We start from the raw sequence: 16,355 nt of genomic DNA on the forward strand, positions 1-16,355 counted from the left end.
TGCGAGTGATTTCCCATGTTTGAGCGCCTTATCCAATTCGCCATCGAGCAGCGCATCATCGTGCTGCTGGCGGTGCTGTTGATGGCCGGTATCGGCATCGCCAGCTATCAGAAACTGCCCATCGACGCGGTGCCTGATATCACCAACGTGCAGGTGCAGATCAACTCGGCAGCGGCCGGCTTCTCGCCGTTGGAAACCGAGCAGCGCATCACCTTTCCCATTGAAACCGCCATGGCCGGTCTGCCCGGCCTGCAGCAAACGCGCTCGTTGTCGCGGTCCGGCTTGTCCCAGGTCACGGTGATTTTCAAGGACGGCACCGACCTGTTCTTCGCTCGCCAACTGGTCAACGAGCGCCTGCAAGTAGCCCGCGGGCAATTGCCCGATGGCATCGAAACCGCGATGGGGCCGATTTCCACCGGCCTCGGGGAGATTTTCCTGTGGACCGTTGAGGCCGAGGACGGTGCTCGCAAAGACGACGGCACGCCGTACACACCGACTGACTTGCGGGTGATCCAGGACTGGATCATCAAACCGCAACTGCGCAACGTGCCGGGCGTAGCCGAGATCAATACAATCGGCGGCTTCGCCAAGGAATACCAGATTGCGCCAGACCCCAAGCGCCTGGCCGCCTACAACCTGACGCTCAATGACCTGGTCACAGCGCTGGAGCGCAACAACGCCAACGTCGGCGCCGGTTATATCGAGCGCAGCGGCGAGCAGTTGTTGATCCGTGCGCCGGGGCAAGTGGCGTCTATCGACGACATCGCCAACATCGTCATCACCACCTCGGACGGCACGCCGATCCGCGTACGCAATGTGGCCCAGGTCGACATCGGTCGTGAACTGCGCACGGGTGCTGCCACCGAAAACGGTCGTGAAGTGGTGCTGGGCACGGTGTTCATGTTGATTGGCGAGAACAGCCGCAGCGTGTCCCAGGCGGTGGCGAAAAAGCTCGAGGAGATCAACCGCACCCTGCCCGAAGGCGTTGTGGCGGTCACCGTCTACGACCGCACCAACCTGGTGGAAAAAGCCATCGCCACGGTGAAGAAAAACCTCTTCGAAGGCGCGTTGCTGGTCGTTGCAGTGCTATTCCTGTTCCTCGGCAATATTCGTGCGGCGCTGATCACTGCGATGGTGATTCCGCTGGCGATGCTGTTCACCTTTACCGGCATGTTTACCAACAAAGTCAGCGCCAACCTGATGAGCCTCGGCGCGTTGGACTTCGGCATTATCGTCGACGGCGCGGTGGTGATCGTCGAGAACGCCATCCGCCGCCTGGCCCATGCACAGCAGCGCCATGGCCGCCTGCTGACCCGCAGTGAGCGCCTGCACGAAGTCTTTGCCGCGGCCAAAGAAGCGCGACGGGCGCTGATCTTCGGGCAACTGATCATCATGGTGGTGTACCTGCCGATCTTTGCCCTTACCGGCGTGGCCGGGAAGATGTTCCACCCGATGGCCTTCACGGTGGTCATCGCCTTGCTCGGCGCGATGATTCTGTCAGTCACCTTCGTACCGGCGGCGATTGCGTTGTTCGTCACCGGCAAGGTCAAGGAAGAAGAAAACCTGGTCATGCGCAGTGCGCGCCGGGTGTATGACCCGGTGCTCAATTGGGTGATGACGCGCCGCCCGCTGGTGTTCGGCCTGGCGCTGCTGACCATCGTCGTGTCGGGCGCTGTCGCCAGCCGCATGGGCAGCGAATTTATCCCCAGCCTCAGTGAGGGCGACTTTGCCCAGCAGGCACTGCGTGTACCTGGCACCAGTCTGACGCAATCGGTGCAGATGCAGCAGCAACTGGAAAAAACCTTGCTGGCCGAGGTGCCGGAAATCGAGCGGGTGTTTGCGCGCACCGGTACGGCGGAAATTGCCTCCGACCCGATGCCGCCGAACATCTCCGACAGCTACGTGATGCTCAAACCCAAGGACCAATGGCCCGATCCGAAGAAGTCCCGCGAGGCCATCATTGCCGATATCCAACGGGCCAGTGCGATAGTGCCGGGCAGCGCGTACGAGCTGTCGCAACCGATTCAGCTGCGCTTCAACGAACTGATTTCCGGGGTGCGCAGCGATGTGGCCGTGAAGGTGTTTGGCGATGACATGGCGGTGCTCAACACCACCGCCGCGGAAATCGCCGAGACCTTGCAGAAGCTCGACGGTGCCTCGGAAGTGAAAGTGGAGCAGACCTCCGGGCTGCCGGTGCTGACCATCAATATCGACCGCGACAAGGCGGCCCGTTTTGGCCTGAATGTGGGCGATGTGCAGGACACCATTTCCGTTGCCGTCGGTGGGCGACAGGCCGGTACGTTGTACGAAGGTGATCGGCGCTTCGACATGGTCGTGCGTTTGTCCGACGCGCTGCGCACGGATATCGAAGGCTTGTCACGGCTGTTGATTCCGGTGCCGGCGCTGGCCAGCAACACGTCTGGGCAACTGGGCTTTATCGCCTTGTCCCAGGTCGCCAGCCTCGACCTGGTGCTGGGCCCCAACCAGATCAGCCGCGAGAACGGCAAGCGTCTGGTGATCGTCAGCGCCAACGTACGTGGGCGTGATATCGGCTCGTTTGTGGAGGATGCCGAAGCCGCCATCCTCAGCCAGGTGAAAGTGCCTGCCGGTTACTGGACCACTTGGGGCGGCCAGTTCGAACAACTCAAAGAGGCCTCCGAGCGCCTGCGCATCGTGGTGCCGGTGGCGTTGCTGCTGGTGTTCGGGTTGCTGTTCATGATGTTCAACAGCCTCAAGGACGGCTTGTTGGTGTTTACCGGGATTCCGTTCGCGCTGACCGGTGGGATCATGGCGCTGTGGCTGCGGGATATTCCGCTGTCGATTTCGGCGGGGGTGGGGTTTATCGCGTTGTCCGGTGTGGCGGTGCTGAACGGCCTGGTGATGATCGCCTTTATCCGCAACCTGCGCGAGGAAGGCCGCTCGTTATCGGTGGCGATCCACGAAGGCGCGCTGACCCGTTTGCGCCCGGTGCTGATGACCGCGTTGGTGGCCTCCCTCGGCTTTATCCCCATGGCGCTCGCCACCGGCACCGGCGCCGAAGTACAACGCCCGTTGGCGACGGTGGTGATTGGCGGGATTATTTCATCGACATTGCTGACACTGCTGGTGCTACCGGCGTTGTATCAGTGGGCTCATCGCCGTGAAGAAGAGCCTGCCTGACAACCTTGAATGCACCACATTGGACCGGTGTTGGCTTCAGGGGAAAGGCCAGGCTGAACCGCGTGAAACGCCCGAGCTGGCTGGTGACATGAGCGTGCCCTTGGTGCAAATGCATGATCGACTTGACGATAGCCAACCCCAACCCGGTGCCACCCTCTGCACGGGTGCGGCTGCTGTCGGCGCGGTAGAAGCGTTCGAACAGGTGCGCCAGGTGGTGCGCTTCGATGCCACGCCCCGGGTTGCCCACTGACAGCGACACGCTCTCGCCGTAGGTCTCCACCAACAGCAACACGGTTGAGCCTTCAGGCGTATGGCGAATGGCATTGGAGAGCAAATTGGAAATCGCCCGCTGGATCATCAGGCGATCGCCGGTCACCCAGGCATCGCCGCGCAGGCTCAGGGTGACCTGTTTGTCTTCGGCACTCAGGGCAAACAGCTCCATCACCCGCTGGGCTTCTTGTGCCAGGCACACTTCGGTGAATGAGGCCCGTGCCGCCGGATGGCTGACCTGGGCCAGGAACAACATGTCGCTGACGATACGCGCCAGGCGTTCGAGCTCTTCGGTGCTGGATTCCAGCACCGCCTTATATTCTTCAGGCGGCCTCTGGCGCGACAGGGTCAGTTGGGCCTTGCCCATCAGGTTGGTCAGAGGCGCGCGCAATTCGTGGGCCAGGTCATCGGAGAATTGCGAGAGTTGCTGCACTCCGGCATCCAGGCGGTTGAGCATCACGTTGAAGCCTTGGGCGAGTTCACCCAGTTCGAGGGGCAAGTTGTCGACGGACAAACGATGAGTCAGGTCCTGGGTGGTGACTTTCGCCGCCACCTGGCTGAACTGCTTCAACGGTGCCAAGCCACGTTGCACCAGCCACCAGGCGCCCATGCCGATCAGGATCAACAGCAGCGGCAGCGCAATCAGCGTGGCGCGCAGGTAGGCGCTGAGCAGCGCCTGGTCGTCCATGCGGTCCAGGGACAGCAGCACCCGCACGCGTTCACCGCTGGCCAGGCGCATCAGGCTGGAGGCGCTGAGCACCTGGTTGCCGTTGTTGTCGGTCCAGTTCAGGTAGCCGAGGGTTTCCCGTGGCCTGAAGTCAGTGAGCAACGGCTCTTGGGGCTTGGCGCCGATGTTGAGTAGCACGCTGTCATTGGGGGCGGTACCGACGATGGTCAGGTAGAAATTGTCATGGCCGATGACCAGGTCCAATAGTGAATGGGGACGGGCGCGGATGGCCTGGGCATCGAGGCCCAGGGCCAGGCTGTGCTGGATCTGCTCCATCTTGCTTTCCAGGCCCTTGCGCGCCAGCTTTTCCAACTCATGGGTGAGGGCCAGATAGGCCAGTGTGGCGAGCAGCAACACCAGGCCTGCGCCCATCAGGCTGACGGTCAAGCCCAGGCGCATCGACAGGCTGCTGGTTCTCATGGGCGCGCTTCCAGCACGTAGCCCACGCCGCGAATGGTGTGGATCAGCTTGACCTCGCTCTGGTCGTCCACCTTGGCCCGCAGGCGGCTGATGGAGACTTCCACCACGTTGGTGTCGCAGTCGAAATTCATGTCCCACACCAGGGAAATAATCTGTGTGCGGGTCAGCACTTCACCGGACTGGCGCATCAGCACTTGCAGCAGGGCGAACTCCTTGGTGGTCAGGTCGATGCGCCGGGTGCCGCGATAAGCGCGATGGCGGCGCGGGTCCAGCTCCAGGTCCGATACGCGGAACACTTCCGGCTGCGGGATGTGTTCGCTGCGCCGCAACAGCGTACGCACCCGTGCCAACAGCTCGGGAAACTCGAACGGCTTGACCAGGTAATCATCGGCGCCCATGTCCAGGCCCTTGATCTTGTCAGCCAGCCGGCCACGGGCGGTCAGCATCATCACGCGCTGGGAACCGTTGCGGCGCAGTTGTTCCAACACTTGCCAGCCATCCTTGCCGGGCAGGTTGACGTCGAGAATCACCAGCTCATAAGCATGCTGCCCAGCCAGGTGCAGGCCGTCGATACCATTGGCGGCGCAGTCGACCACGTAGCCACTTTCGTTCAGGCCCTGCTGCAGGTAGTCAGCGGTTTTTTGCTCGTCCTCAACCACAAGGATACGCATGGGGGTTACCTCTTAATTTGGGGAGAGAAGGCGCCCATTTCCTTATGGCGGCTGTTATCAGGGGAGTAGGAAAAGTCTGAACGATGAAGTAGCTTTAGGGTCAACTGCGACCATCGGTCGCATGGTGCCGCGAGCAAAAAAAACGCCCCAGGCGGGGCGTTAAAAATTCATCTCTTTCCAAAGGAGCTACACAAAAGCTTCAGAGATGAATGTGCTCGGTGAATAAGTTGAAGCGAGTATAGAAAGTTCAACTTAACGAGAAGCTGGGGCCAATATTACAATTTTGATAGCCGGCTATTTGTGAACAGATGTTAGTTAATCGCGAGCGAATGTAAGCTTCACAGCACGGCCAGTGGATATTCGGCAATCAGGCGAACTTCTTCCAGGTCTGATTCGAACGCACTGGAGCGTACTGTGGCTTGGCGCAAACGCAGCGACAGGTCCTTCAAGCGCCCACCTTGCACCACGTACTTGGCCTCGATATCCCGCTCCCAGCGGCGTTGATCGGTCAGCGGGTTACCCGCTGCATCGCGACGCATATACAACGCGTTGGCGTTGCTGTAGTCGGCGCCGGTGCCTTTGCCGTAGCGGGTCATGAACGACAGGCCCGGGATGCCGAACGCCTGCATGTCCAGGTCGTAGCGCACCATCCATGAACGCTCCTTGGGCGAGTTGAAGTCGCTGTACTGGATCGAGTTGTTGAGAAAGATCGAGTCCGACTGGCGCAGGTAATCGAAGTCATCGTCGCCGTTGTTGCGCTGGTGCGACACGGCCACGCTGTGGGCGCCGACCTTGACCCCGAGCCTGGCGCTCCAAATGTTGTTGTCGAATTCGCCAAGCAGTTTCTTACCTTCGTCCACGGCCTTGTAGTAGTTGAAATCGCCGAACAGCGACACGTCGTCGTTCAGCGGATAGCTGGCGGCGCTGCCGAAGTAGTACTGATCCCAGGCGTCCTTCAAGCGGCTGCTGTAGAGGCTGACGCTGAGGTGTTTGTTGAGTTGGTAGTCACCGCCGAAATAGCCGACCCAGGGCGAATCGACCTTGCCCGCATAGAAGGTGGCAAAGCCCTTGTTCATGCCGCTTTCACTGGGCTGGCTCATGCCGCTCAGCCGCCCACCTTGCAGGCTCAGGCCTTCCAGGCTGGTGTTTTGTGCGGTGACGCCGCGAAAGCTTTCCGGCAACAGGCGTGAGTCGCCGTACGCCACCACGGGAGTGAGCGGGAACACATCGCCGGCTTTGATCACCGTGTCGAACACGCGCAGTTTCGCCGCGCCGCCGACTTTGCCGTAGCTGCTTTGCGGCTGGTTGTCGCTGTTGACTGGCAGCACGCCGAACGAGCCTTTGCCGCCGCTGCGGCCGGTACCTGAGTCAAGCTTGAGGCCGTACATGGCAAACGCATCCAGGCCAAACCCCACGGTGCCTTGGGTAAAACCGGATTCGAACTTGCCGATCAAGCCTTGCGCCCAGGCTTCGGAGTAGCCATTGCCGGTGGGGCTGGACTGGCCCTTGCGATCATCGCGGTTGAAGTAAAAATTGCGCGCCAGCACGTTCACGCTGCTGCCTTCGATAAAACCTTCGGGCTTGTCTTCCACGGCCACCGCAGCCAGGGGCAGTGCGGCCATCAGTGAAAAGGGAAGGGTGTAGTGACGAATGCTCATGATGCGCTCCTCGGTGATGGCAGTTATCAGCTCTTATAGAGGTGGGCGTTTTTATTAATATGGCCCGGGTCGATAGTTGCAAACGGCGGATAACAGCTGCATTGCGCAAAGATGACAATTCTGGAAACTAACGGCCATCTAACAAATACGTAATGTTCTGGTGAACATGGCGTCAGGGTTCGCTGGTTAATCTCGACACTGAACTTTTCAGTCGAGGAACTTGTGATGAATTTTTATAAACTAGGGTTAGGCGTATTAACCGCAGTCTTGTCATTTGGTGCGTTGGCCGAAGGGGGTGGGGATCGTACCTTTGCCCTGATGATGGAGCGCAATGAGAAAGCCATGGCCGCCTACGCGATCAAAAAAGGCAAGCCGGTGCCCGAGGTACAGGCCTACCGCTATGGCATGGACCTGGACATTGCCGAGGTGGTCAACGTGACGCCGCCGATTCGTTCGTGCAACCCAGTGCCGTCGCGCATGACCTATGAGGACTCCAGTGGCAAGCTCAATACCCTGGAGTATCAGGTGATGGGTGTGTGCCGAAACAATGGCGGTTGATGGATCCAAAAATATAGTTGGGCCATGGGCTGAAGCGCTATTCAGAAAACGCTGGCAGCGCCGATGCAGCGTTAATCGTCCCGCCCATTTGCCCACCGGTGCCCTATGTTCAATACCCGCCTGAAGCAGGAGCTGTCCGCTCTTCGCGAAGAATTGTCGAGCTTGCTGCAGGTCAAGGAAAGCCTGGAAAGCGAAATGCTGTGCCTGACGCTGGATCCCGACGGCCGGGTGGAGTGGGCCAATGCCAACTTCCTGCAGGAACTGGCCTACCAGGCGAGCAACATTGTGGGGCAGTCTATCGAAGACCTGGTGCCGGCTCATGTGCGCCAGGACGAATTCCAACTGCGTTTCAAGCATGCGCTGGCCCGCGGTGAACACTTCGCCGGCACCGTGCGCTTGCTGCGTGGCAATGGCAAGGAAGCGTGGCTGCGTTCAATCGTGCAGCCGGTGCGCAGTTCGGATGGGCGTATCAAGCATTTTTCGATCTACTCCAGTGACCTCACCCGCACCATTGAGAGCTCGCGCGAACATGAAAACCTGATCACCGCGCTGGTGCGCTCTACGGCCGTGATCGAGTTCGACCTGAACGGGAACGTGCTCACCGCCAATGACCGCTTCCTCAGCGGCATGGGCTACAGCCTGGCGCAGATCCAGGGCAAACATCACCGGATGTTCTGCGAGCCGCAGGAATACAACAGCGCCGAGTACCAACAGTTCTGGAAACGCCTGAACGCCGGTGAGTTCGTCGCGGCGCGTTTCAAACGTGTGGACAGCCATGGCCGCGTGGTGTGGTTGGAAGCCACCTATAACCCGGTGCTGGACGCCAATGAGCGGCTGTACAAAGTGGTCAAGTTCGCCACGGTGATCACCGACCAGGTCAACCGCGAGCAGGCAGTGGCCGAGGCCGCCAACATTGCCTACAGCACTTCCTTGCAAACCGATGATAGCGCCCAGCGCGGCACTACCGTGGTGACCCAGGCGGTGGATGTGATGCGTGACCTGGCCCAGCACATGCAACAGGCTGGCGAAGGTATTGAGGCGCTCAACGCCCAGTCCCAAGTGATCGGCACTATCGTCAAGACCATCAGCGGCATCGCCGAGCAGACCAACCTGTTGGCGCTCAACGCGGCCATCGAAGCGGCGCGTGCCGGTGAGCAGGGGCGTGGCTTTGCGGTGGTGGCCGATGAGGTTAGGCAACTGGCTTCTCGCACCAGTAAAGCCACCGAAGAGATTGTCGGCGTGGTGCGCCAGAACCAGGACATGGCCCGCGACGCGGTCGCCCTGATGGCTGACGGTCGCCTGCAAGCTGAACAAGGCCTGGCCCTGGCGGCCGAGGCGGGCACGGTGATTGTGGAAATCCAGGACGGCGCGCAAAAAGTGGTGAGTGCGGTCGGGCAGTTTGCCAATCAGCTGTCGAGCTGATCTGTCGGGCTTGTGCTTGAGGTATCTTAGGGCTTTTCTCGCTTGCAGAGCTGATCGTCCATGAGCCCTACTTACCGTCGCCCCGTCCCACTGTCCAAGGCCTACCGCTTGCTCAACCACGGGCCAACCGTGTTGGTCAGCGCGGCCCACAATGGCCAGCGCAATATCATGGCCGCAGCCTGGGCCATGCCATTGGATTTCGAACCGCCGAAAGTCGCGGTGGTGCTCGACAAGGCCACCTGGACCCGCCAACTGCTGGAAGGCGCCGGCACCTTCGTGTTGCAGGTACCTTGCGTGGCGCAGGCCGATCTGGTTCAGACGGTGGGCAACACCACAGGCTCTGAAACCGACAAATTCGCAACCTACGGCCTGCAAAGTTTTAACGGCGAACACACCGAGGCACCGATGCTGGAAGGTTGCGTGGCTTGGCTGGAATGCCGCCTGCTGCCCGAGCCCCATAACCAGCAGACCTATGACCTGTTCCTGGGTGAAGTGGTCGCGGCCTATGCTGATGAGCGGGTGTTCAGCGAGGGCCGCTGGCATTTTGAAGGCTATGATCAACTGCGTACGTTGCACCATGTGGCGGGCGGGAATTACCTGACCATCGGCCAGCCGATTGTCGGCCGCCAGCTCTAACCGCTACCAGCGTGCGTTTGCCAGCGCCTCGGCAAACGCCATCAATTTCGGTGAGTACTGCCGGGACGGCGGGTAGACCAACGAGATCCCTCGACTGCGCCCGGCAAACCCTTCCAGCAAAGGCACCAGGCGTCCGGCGGCGAGGTCATCGCGCACCGCGAAATCCATGACTTGGGCGATGCCATAACCGCCCACGGCGCCATCGACCAGGGCATCGCCGATATCAAAGATCAGCCGCCCTTCGACGGTTACGTCCTGCACCTTGCCATTGAGCATGAACTGCCAATCCACCATGCGGCCGCTGCGTAAGTTGCGCACGGTGAGGCAGTGGTGGTCCTTGAGTTCATCGACGCTTTGCGGCGTGCCAAACCGTGCCAGGTAGGCAGGCGAGGCGACGGTGATCCAACGCAGCGGCGCCAGTGTGCGGGCGATCAGGCGTTGGTCTTGAATCTCGCCGGTACGCAGCAGTGCGTCGAAACCCTCATCGACGATATCCACCAGGCGGTCGGTCATCACCGCTTCGATACGCAACTCGGGGTAGCGCAAGGTCAAGTCGCCAATCACCGGCATCACCACCTTGCGCCCGAACAGCGAGGGCGTGCTGATCTTCAGCAGGCCGGACGGGTTGCTGCGTCGATCGAGCATCAGCTTTTCGGCTTCGGCCAACTCGGCCAGCAACGGCGCACTGCGCTCATACAGCATTTGCCCATCCGGCGTGAGGCTGACGCTGCGGGTGTTGCGTTGCAGCAAGCGCACGCCCAACTGCTGTTCCAAGCGGGAAATGGCGCGGGACAGCCCCGATTGAGTCAGCCCCAGGTCGCCGGCGGCCCGGGTGAAACTGCGGGTTTCGGCGACGCGGACCAGTAGGCGTACAGCGTTCAGATCCATGATTTAAATCATCAGTGAAAGAGTGGTAACGCTATTTATCATCCGCGACGCATAAAAGACACTGGCCGCACTTCATTTTCGGATAGGACGCTGTGATGCCTCCCACTAAACCTTCAGGCTGGATGCTGTTGCTGCTGGCCACCGCCCAACTGATCATCGCCCTCGATGCCACCATCGTCTTTGTCGCATTGCCGCAAATCGGCACGCACCTGGCGTTTTCCGCCCAGCAATTACAGTGGGTGGTGAGCGCCTACAGCGTGGCGTTCGGTGGCTTCCTGTTGCTGGGCGGCCGCGCCACTGACTTGTTGGGCAAGCGCCGTTTGTATCGAGTGGGCCAGGCGCTGTATGCGTTGGCGTCCCTGGCAGCGGTGCTCGGTGGCAGCGCGCTGTTGCTGGTGCTGGCGCGCGCGGTGCAAGGCGTGGGCGGGGCGATGTTGTTCCCGGCCACCTTGGCGTTGATCAACACCCACTATGCCGAAGGCCCGGCGCGTAACCGTGCGTTCGCGGTGTGGAGCGCGGCGTCGGCAGCAGGCCTGGCCCTGGGCGCGCTACTGGGAGGCGTGCTGACCCAGGTGTGGGGCTGGGAGGCGGTATTCCTGGTGAATGTGCCGTTGGCCGGTGGCTGTGCCTGGGCGGCGCGCTATTGGATTCCTGCCGATGGCGAGCGGGTGCGCGGGCGCAAGTTCGATATCAGCGGCGCATTGACCGTGACGGTCGGAGGCACCTTGCTGGTGTTTGCCTTGGTACAGGGCCCGGAGTGGGGCTGGACGGCGCCTGCCACCCTAGGCTGTATCGCCCTGGCCGTAACATTGCTGGGCGTGTTCGCCTGGATCGAGCACCGCGGCCGCGACCCGCTGATGCCACTGCGCCTGTTCGCCTATCGCGAACTGCGCATGGCCATGGTCCTGACAGCGGTCTTCATGAGCAGCTTTGGTGTGCAGTACTACTTCCTTGCGGTGTACTACCAACAGGTCTACGGCTATAGCGTGTTGCAGACCGGGCTGGCATTTTTGCCAGCGACCCTGGTGTGTACGTTCGGCATCTGGCTGGCGGAGCACTCATTGGGCCGGCTTGGGTTGCGCAACACACTGGTCTACGGGCAGTTGGCGGGCGCAGTGGGCATCGGGCTGGTGTGTTGGGCCTTGCCGACAGGCGTGGGGTTCTGGTCGCTGCTGCCGGGGATTTTTATCTTGAGCATCGGCCAGGGCATGACCTGGACAGCCATGTGGGTGGCGGCGGGCCTGGGTATTCGACCCGCAGAGCAAGGTGTAGCGGCGGGGATGGCGTCTACCAGCCAGCAGGTTGGTGGAGCGTTGGGGTTGGCGGTGCTGGTGTCGGTGGCCAATACCGGCGGGATTGAGTTGGCGTTGTGGTGGAGTGCGGCGATTGCATTGGCGGGGGCGGTGTTGGCGTTGGGGCACAACTCGCGCGACAAGACGTCGAGGCCGGTATTGAAAACAAGTTGACTCATATGTGGGAGAGGGCTGGCCCCCTCCCACATTTGATTGCATTTCCAAGTCTCGGGTCAGCGCCCGAGCATCTTCACCCAGCGCGATGGCGGCATGCCGTAGGTGCTGCGAAATTGTCGGGTCATGTGGCTTTGGTCGGTAAAGCCGGCGGTCATCGCGGCATCCACCAGAGATTGGCCCTGGGCCAACAAGTGACGCACCAGGTCCAACCGGCGCATGGTCAGGTAGCGGTAAGGGCTGGTGCCGAACAACACGCGAAAATCCCGCGACAAGGCCCAGCGATCGCGGCCAGCGTGGTCGGCCATTTCATCCAGGGTGATGCTGCGGCCCAGGGCGCTGTGGATAAATTCACGGGCGCGTTCGGCAGCGACGTAGTCGAAGGATTTACGGCTGACGATGGCGCCCGACGCATTGCTCAGCGCCTGGGCCAGGTCGAACATGGCGTCCTGCTCTTGCATCGGGTCAATCGGGCAATCCAGGCTTTGCAGCAGCACTTCGCTGGCGCGGTGCAGCCGAGGGTCGGTGGACAAGCCGCCGGGGATAAACGGCAAGGGCTTGCCGCCGAGGATCTGCTGGATCAGCGCGGGCTCCACATAAATCATCCGGTACTTGAAGCCTTCGTCGCTGCCTGCGCGGCCGTCATGGGTTTCATCCGGGTGAATCACCATGGTGGTGCCGGGCATGCTGTGGGTCACGCCGCCGCGATAATGAAAGCTCTGCACGCCTAACAACGTGCGCCCGATGGCGTAGGTGTCGTGGCGATGGGGGTCGAACGCGAAGCCGGCAAAGTACGCCTCGATACGGTCCAGGCCACTGGCGTGCGGGGCGCGGTGCAGCCAGTCGAGGGTGTGGGTGGGTTTGCCCATGGTGACTTGTCACAGAAGGAGGTGGAAATACGTTAACCCAGTCTGACGTGAGTTGTCTGTCGAGGTCTTGAATGATTGTGCGTACGGTCTGCGGGTTTTTGATGAGGCTGTTTCGCGTTGGATATATTGATTTGCATTAAAAAATGATTGTTTTACGATAATTTATATATTATTTTGCACCCTCATCACTTACCGAGGTTGTTTATGAATACCCAACGTCTGGCACAACTCAGCCAGCGCATGTCGCTGGTTACCCTTCTGCTGATTGTCGCAATGCTTGTGCTCAACACCGCCGTGTGGCTGTTCCCGGTGCTGGGTTCTACCGCCGACGGCCTAGGGCTTAGTTTTTCCTTGAGCAACCGGATTCAGGACAGCGGCGTGCAAATCGCACTGCTCCCCTGGTGGCAAGGGGTGGGCGGTATAGTACTTTCCAGTATTCCGCTGATGGCCTTGGTGTCGGGTTTGAACCATCTGCGCAAACTGTTTCGCAACTACGCCCGTGGTGAGTATTTTTCCAGCGCAGCGGCCCAGCATCTGGGTAAAGTTGGGCGAGCAGTCGCATTGTGGGTATTGCTGGAATTTTTATGCGAGCCATTGCTCGGCCTCTGGGTCTCTATGAATGAGCCGCAAGGCGAGCGATTTTTCACATTGAGCTTCGCCCCGCCGAGCTTCGTCGCATTGTTTCTTGCTGCCTGTATTGCGGTAATCGCGCGTATCCTGTGGCAGGCCAGTGAAGTGGATTCTGAAAACCGCACTTTTGTTTGAGATCGAAATGCCCATTGTGATTGAACTGGACGTTATGCTTGCTCGGCGCAAGGTCAAATCCAAAGACCTGGCGGCCGCCATCGGGATTACCGAACAGAACCTGTCGTTGCTCAAACAGGGCAAGGTCAAGGGCATACGGCTGGGCACGCTGGATGCCATTTGCACCTACCTGGACTGTCAGCCTGGGGACCTGTTGGTGCACACGCCCGAACCGGCGAGCGACCTTTAGCGGTGTGAGCCTATTAACGTAAAGAGGGATCGCCCATGTTGTTCTCCGACCTGCCTTATCTCGCGTCTTTGTTGCCATTGGCGTTGCTCTGGACGGTCGCCGTAGTGACGCCCGGCCCCAACTTCTTTAATACGGCGCAATTGGCCGCCAGTTGTTCGCGACGTCACGGTGTAGTGGCGTCGGCGGGCGTAGCGACGGGCACGATTATTTGGGGGCTGGCAGGTGGCCTGGGTATCAAGTCGCTGTTTACCGCCGCGCCCATGTTGTACCTGGCGTTCAAGATCATCGGCGGTTGCTACCTGATCTACCTTGGGCTAAAGCTGTTCAAGCGCTCGGCGCCGACAACGGGGCAGGCGGTGTTGCCCGATGAGCCGCGACGCTCGTTGTTTTCCGCCTGGCGCTTTGGTTTGCTCGGCAACTTGTCCAACCCCAAGGCCGCGCTGTTCGTCGCCACGGCCTTCGCCTCGACCATGCCGCCCTCACCCTCGCCGGCGTTGCTGACTTTGGCGGTCATCACCATGGCTACGTTGTCGTTCAGTTGGTATTCCAGCGTAGCCCTGGTGTTCTCCAGCGAGCGCATGGCCAACCTCTACAGTCGTTCGCGCAAGTGGCTCGACCGCTTTGCCGGCAGCTGCTATCTGTTGTTCGGGGCGCATCTGGTGGCGAATCGCTGACTGCTCGTGGTAAGAAGCCTTACTTTCAACAGTGAGGCCGAGTCATGAGCAAGGTGCGGGTAGGTATTATTTTTGGTGGTCGTTCGACTGAGCATGAGGTCTCGCTGCAATCGGCGCGCAACATCGTCGATGCCCTCGACCGTTCGCGCTACGACCCCATCCTGATCGGTATCGACAAGGCCGGTCACTGGCACCTCAACGACACGTCGAACTTCCTGATCAACCAGGAAAACCCGGCACTGATCGCCCTCAACCAATCCAATCGTGAATTGGCGGTGGTGCCCGGCAAGGCGAGCCAGCAAGTGGTGGAAACCTCCGGCCAGGGCCTGCTGGAACACATCGATGTGATCTTCCCCATTGTCCACGGCACTCTTGGCGAAGACGGTTGCCTGCAAGGTTTGCTGCGTATGGCTGACTTGCCCTTTGTCGGCTCCGACGTGCTCGGCTCGGCCGTGTGCATGGACAAAGACATCAGCAAACGCCTGCTGCGTGACGCCGGTATTGCCGTCACGCCGTTCATCACCCTCACCCGTGGCAACGCGGCGCGCACTTCCTTTGAAGCGGCCGCGAACAAGCTCGGTGTGCCGATGTTCGTCAAGCCCGCCAACCAGGGCTCCTCAGTGGGCGTGAGCAAAGTCGGCAGCGAAGCCGAGTACCGCGCCGCGGTTGAGCTGGCGTTGGGCTTTGATGAAAAAGTGCTGGTGGAGTCCGCCGTTCAAGGCCGTGAAATCGAATGCGCCGTGTTGGGCAATGACCACCCCATCGCCAGCGGTTGTGGCGAGATCGTGGTGAGCAACGGCTTCTATTCCTACGACAGCAAATACATCGACGATCAGGCCGCCCAAGTGGTAGTACCGGCGGCTATCAGCCCTGAAGCCAGCGAGCGAATTCGCAGCCTGGCCATCGAAGCATTTGAGACGTTGGGTTGCGCAGGGCTGGCGCGGGTGGATGTGTTCCTGACGGATGAGGGCGAAGTCCTGATCAACGAGGTCAACTCACTGCCTGGTTTTACCCGCATCAGCATGTACCCCAAGCTGTGGCAGGCGGCGGGCATGAGCTACAGCGAGTTGGTGAGCCGGTTGATCGAGTTGGCGCTGGAGCGGCATGCGGGGCGCAAGGGGTTGAAGATCAGCCGCTGATTGCTGGTGGCCCGCGGTTCAAGGGCTGCTGCGCAGCCCAGCGGGAGCAAGCTCCCTCGCCACAAGAGTACGGTCTGTCCGTCAGGTCGTACGAGCAATCCACGAATAGATCAACGTCTTCGGCTCCTCCAAGTGATGCGTCCTCCTGCGATAGCTGGCAAACGCCGGCGACGTGCAGTAAGTGCACACGTCACTCACCTCGATAAGCTGGCGCTTGACCCCTGCCGCGTGCAGCAACAGCAGTCCATACCCGCTCAAGTCAAACCAGGCACTTCCCGCTTGCCTGGCGTGGGGCGGTGTAATGTGCGGGGGCTGTAGCGGCGCCGGTTGCTCAATGCTCCAGGGTGCCTGGCGGTCCTCCCATAGGTGGCCTTGATCCGCTTGGAACTGGGCAATGAACGTTTCACTCACCTCATAGCAGCACGGCTTGATCGACGGCCCGATCGCTACTCGCAAATGGTCCGCCGCAATGCCTTCATCGATAAAACGCTGCACGGCATTGCCGATGATCCCGCGCTGCAAGCCCTTCCAGCCGCCATGAATGGCGGCCACTAAATCACCGCCTGCGATCAGGATGGGCAAACAGTCGGCCGTGATGACCGCAATTGGCTGCCGGCTCCGGGTGAACACGCCGTCCGCCTCAACCGTATTAGTCAATTGGCCCGACTGCCACTCAATCACCGACGCGCTGTGCACCTGCTTGCAGATGAACACATCATCAGGTCGCAGCGGGTCATCAATCGAACAAAAACCGTGATCGACGCCGGGTAGGGCGCCGAGGTTGTGGGCTGTGTGCACCGTGCA

General features: G+C 60.5%; 14 protein-coding genes and 2 pseudogenes. 10 read left to right on the forward strand and 6 right to left on the reverse strand.

Going from position 1 to position 16,355, the window contains the following annotated elements; genetic code table 11:
* The first annotated feature begins 15 nt into the window (after positions 1–15).
* Positions 16–3,159, forward strand: a complete 3,144-nt coding sequence (locus FRT59_RS00095) for a CusA/CzcA family heavy metal efflux RND transporter (protein ID WP_153870111.1) — start codon at positions 16–18, stop codon at positions 3,157–3,159.
* Here FRT59_RS00095 and FRT59_RS00100 read toward each other — a convergent pair.
* From FRT59_RS00100 to FRT59_RS00110, 3 genes are all read right to left on the reverse strand, one after another.
* On the reverse strand, positions 3,077–4,576 hold the full coding sequence (locus FRT59_RS00100) for a heavy metal sensor histidine kinase (RefSeq protein WP_153870112.1): 1,500 nt from the start codon (positions 4,574–4,576) through the stop codon (positions 3,077–3,079). The genes FRT59_RS00095 and FRT59_RS00100 overlap by 83 nt on opposite strands.
* On the reverse strand, positions 4,573–5,247 hold the full coding sequence (locus tag FRT59_RS00105; protein WP_034117953.1) for a heavy metal response regulator transcription factor: 675 nt from the start codon (positions 5,245–5,247) through the stop codon (positions 4,573–4,575). The genes FRT59_RS00100 and FRT59_RS00105 overlap by 4 nt, the downstream gene beginning before the upstream one ends.
* A gap of 338 nt (positions 5,248–5,585) precedes the next feature.
* Entirely contained in the window at positions 5,586–6,905 is a 1,320-nt protein-coding gene (locus FRT59_RS00110; protein ID WP_153870113.1) for an OprD family porin, read from the reverse strand.
* Positions 6,906–7,130: 225 nt separating this feature from the next.
* Between FRT59_RS00110 and FRT59_RS00115 the strand changes: the two genes are divergently transcribed.
* The 4 genes and pseudogenes from FRT59_RS00115 to FRT59_RS00125 all read left to right on the forward strand — a co-directional run bounded on the left by FRT59_RS00115 (position 7,131) and on the right by FRT59_RS00125 (position 9,521).
* Positions 7,131–7,463, forward strand: a complete 333-nt coding sequence (locus tag FRT59_RS00115) for a DUF2790 domain-containing protein (RefSeq protein ID WP_034117955.1) — start codon at positions 7,131–7,133, stop codon at positions 7,461–7,463.
* A gap of 195 nt (positions 7,464–7,658) precedes the next feature.
* A pseudogene (locus FRT59_RS27460) lies at positions 7,659–8,345 on the forward strand (PAS domain-containing protein); the annotation flags it as partial.
* Positions 8,346–8,453: 108 nt separating this feature from the next.
* Positions 8,454–8,885 (forward strand): annotated as a pseudogene (locus tag FRT59_RS27465) (methyl-accepting chemotaxis protein); the annotation flags it as partial.
* 60 nt (positions 8,886–8,945) lie between these two features.
* The gene (locus FRT59_RS00125; RefSeq protein WP_034117957.1) at positions 8,946–9,521 is read left to right on the forward strand and encodes a flavin reductase family protein; all 576 of its coding nucleotides are present in this window, start codon (positions 8,946–8,948) and stop codon (positions 9,519–9,521) included.
* Positions 9,522–9,524: 3 nt separating this feature from the next.
* On the opposite strand, the gene FRT59_RS00130 is transcribed toward FRT59_RS00125, so the two are convergent.
* Complete coding sequence (locus FRT59_RS00130; protein WP_034117958.1) at positions 9,525–10,409, reverse strand: LysR family transcriptional regulator; 885 nt, start codon at positions 10,407–10,409, stop codon at positions 9,525–9,527.
* Between the two features lie 122 nt (positions 10,410–10,531).
* On the opposite strand from FRT59_RS00130, the gene FRT59_RS00135 reads away from it, so the two are divergent.
* A complete protein-coding gene (locus tag FRT59_RS00135) occupies positions 10,532–11,875 on the forward strand; it encodes an MFS transporter (RefSeq protein WP_153870666.1) in 1,344 nt (447 codons plus the stop codon).
* Between the two features lie 59 nt (positions 11,876–11,934).
* On the opposite strand, the gene FRT59_RS00140 is transcribed toward FRT59_RS00135, so the two are convergent.
* Positions 11,935–12,744 (reverse strand): AraC family transcriptional regulator, encoded by an 810-nt coding sequence (locus FRT59_RS00140; protein ID WP_153870115.1) that lies wholly within the window; start codon positions 12,742–12,744, stop codon positions 11,935–11,937.
* Between the two features lie 204 nt (positions 12,745–12,948).
* Between FRT59_RS00140 and FRT59_RS00145 the strand changes: the two genes are divergently transcribed.
* Genes FRT59_RS00145 through ddlA form a run of 4 tightly spaced genes read left to right on the forward strand, consistent with a single transcriptional unit; the run spans position 12,949 to position 15,551 of the window.
* On the forward strand, positions 12,949–13,509 hold the full coding sequence (locus FRT59_RS00145) for a DUF2975 domain-containing protein (RefSeq protein ID WP_034117961.1): 561 nt from the start codon (positions 12,949–12,951) through the stop codon (positions 13,507–13,509).
* Between the two features lie 7 nt (positions 13,510–13,516).
* Positions 13,517–13,738: a helix-turn-helix domain-containing protein gene (locus FRT59_RS00150; RefSeq protein WP_153838971.1), complete on the forward strand. Its 222-nt coding sequence runs from the start codon at positions 13,517–13,519 to the stop codon at positions 13,736–13,738.
* A 35-nt stretch (positions 13,739–13,773) separates the two neighbouring features.
* Positions 13,774–14,412, forward strand: coding sequence for a LysE family transporter (locus FRT59_RS00155; RefSeq protein ID WP_034117963.1), 639 nt, complete (start codon positions 13,774–13,776; stop codon positions 14,410–14,412).
* Positions 14,413–14,456: 44 nt separating this feature from the next.
* A complete protein-coding gene (ddlA, locus tag FRT59_RS00160; RefSeq protein ID WP_153870116.1) occupies positions 14,457–15,551 on the forward strand; it encodes a D-alanine--D-alanine ligase in 1,095 nt (364 codons plus the stop codon).
* 81 nt (positions 15,552–15,632) lie between these two features.
* Here ddlA and FRT59_RS00165 read toward each other — a convergent pair whose 3' ends face one another.
* Entirely contained in the window at positions 15,633–16,349 is a 717-nt protein-coding gene (locus tag FRT59_RS00165; protein WP_034117965.1) for a purine nucleoside phosphorylase YfiH/LACC1 family protein, read from the reverse strand.
* Positions 16,350–16,355: the final 6 nt, after the last annotated feature.

Origin of the sequence: Pseudomonas haemolytica (assembly GCF_009659625.1) — a bacterium.
Lineage (GTDB): Bacteria > Pseudomonadota > Gammaproteobacteria > Pseudomonadales > Pseudomonadaceae > Aquipseudomonas > Aquipseudomonas haemolytica.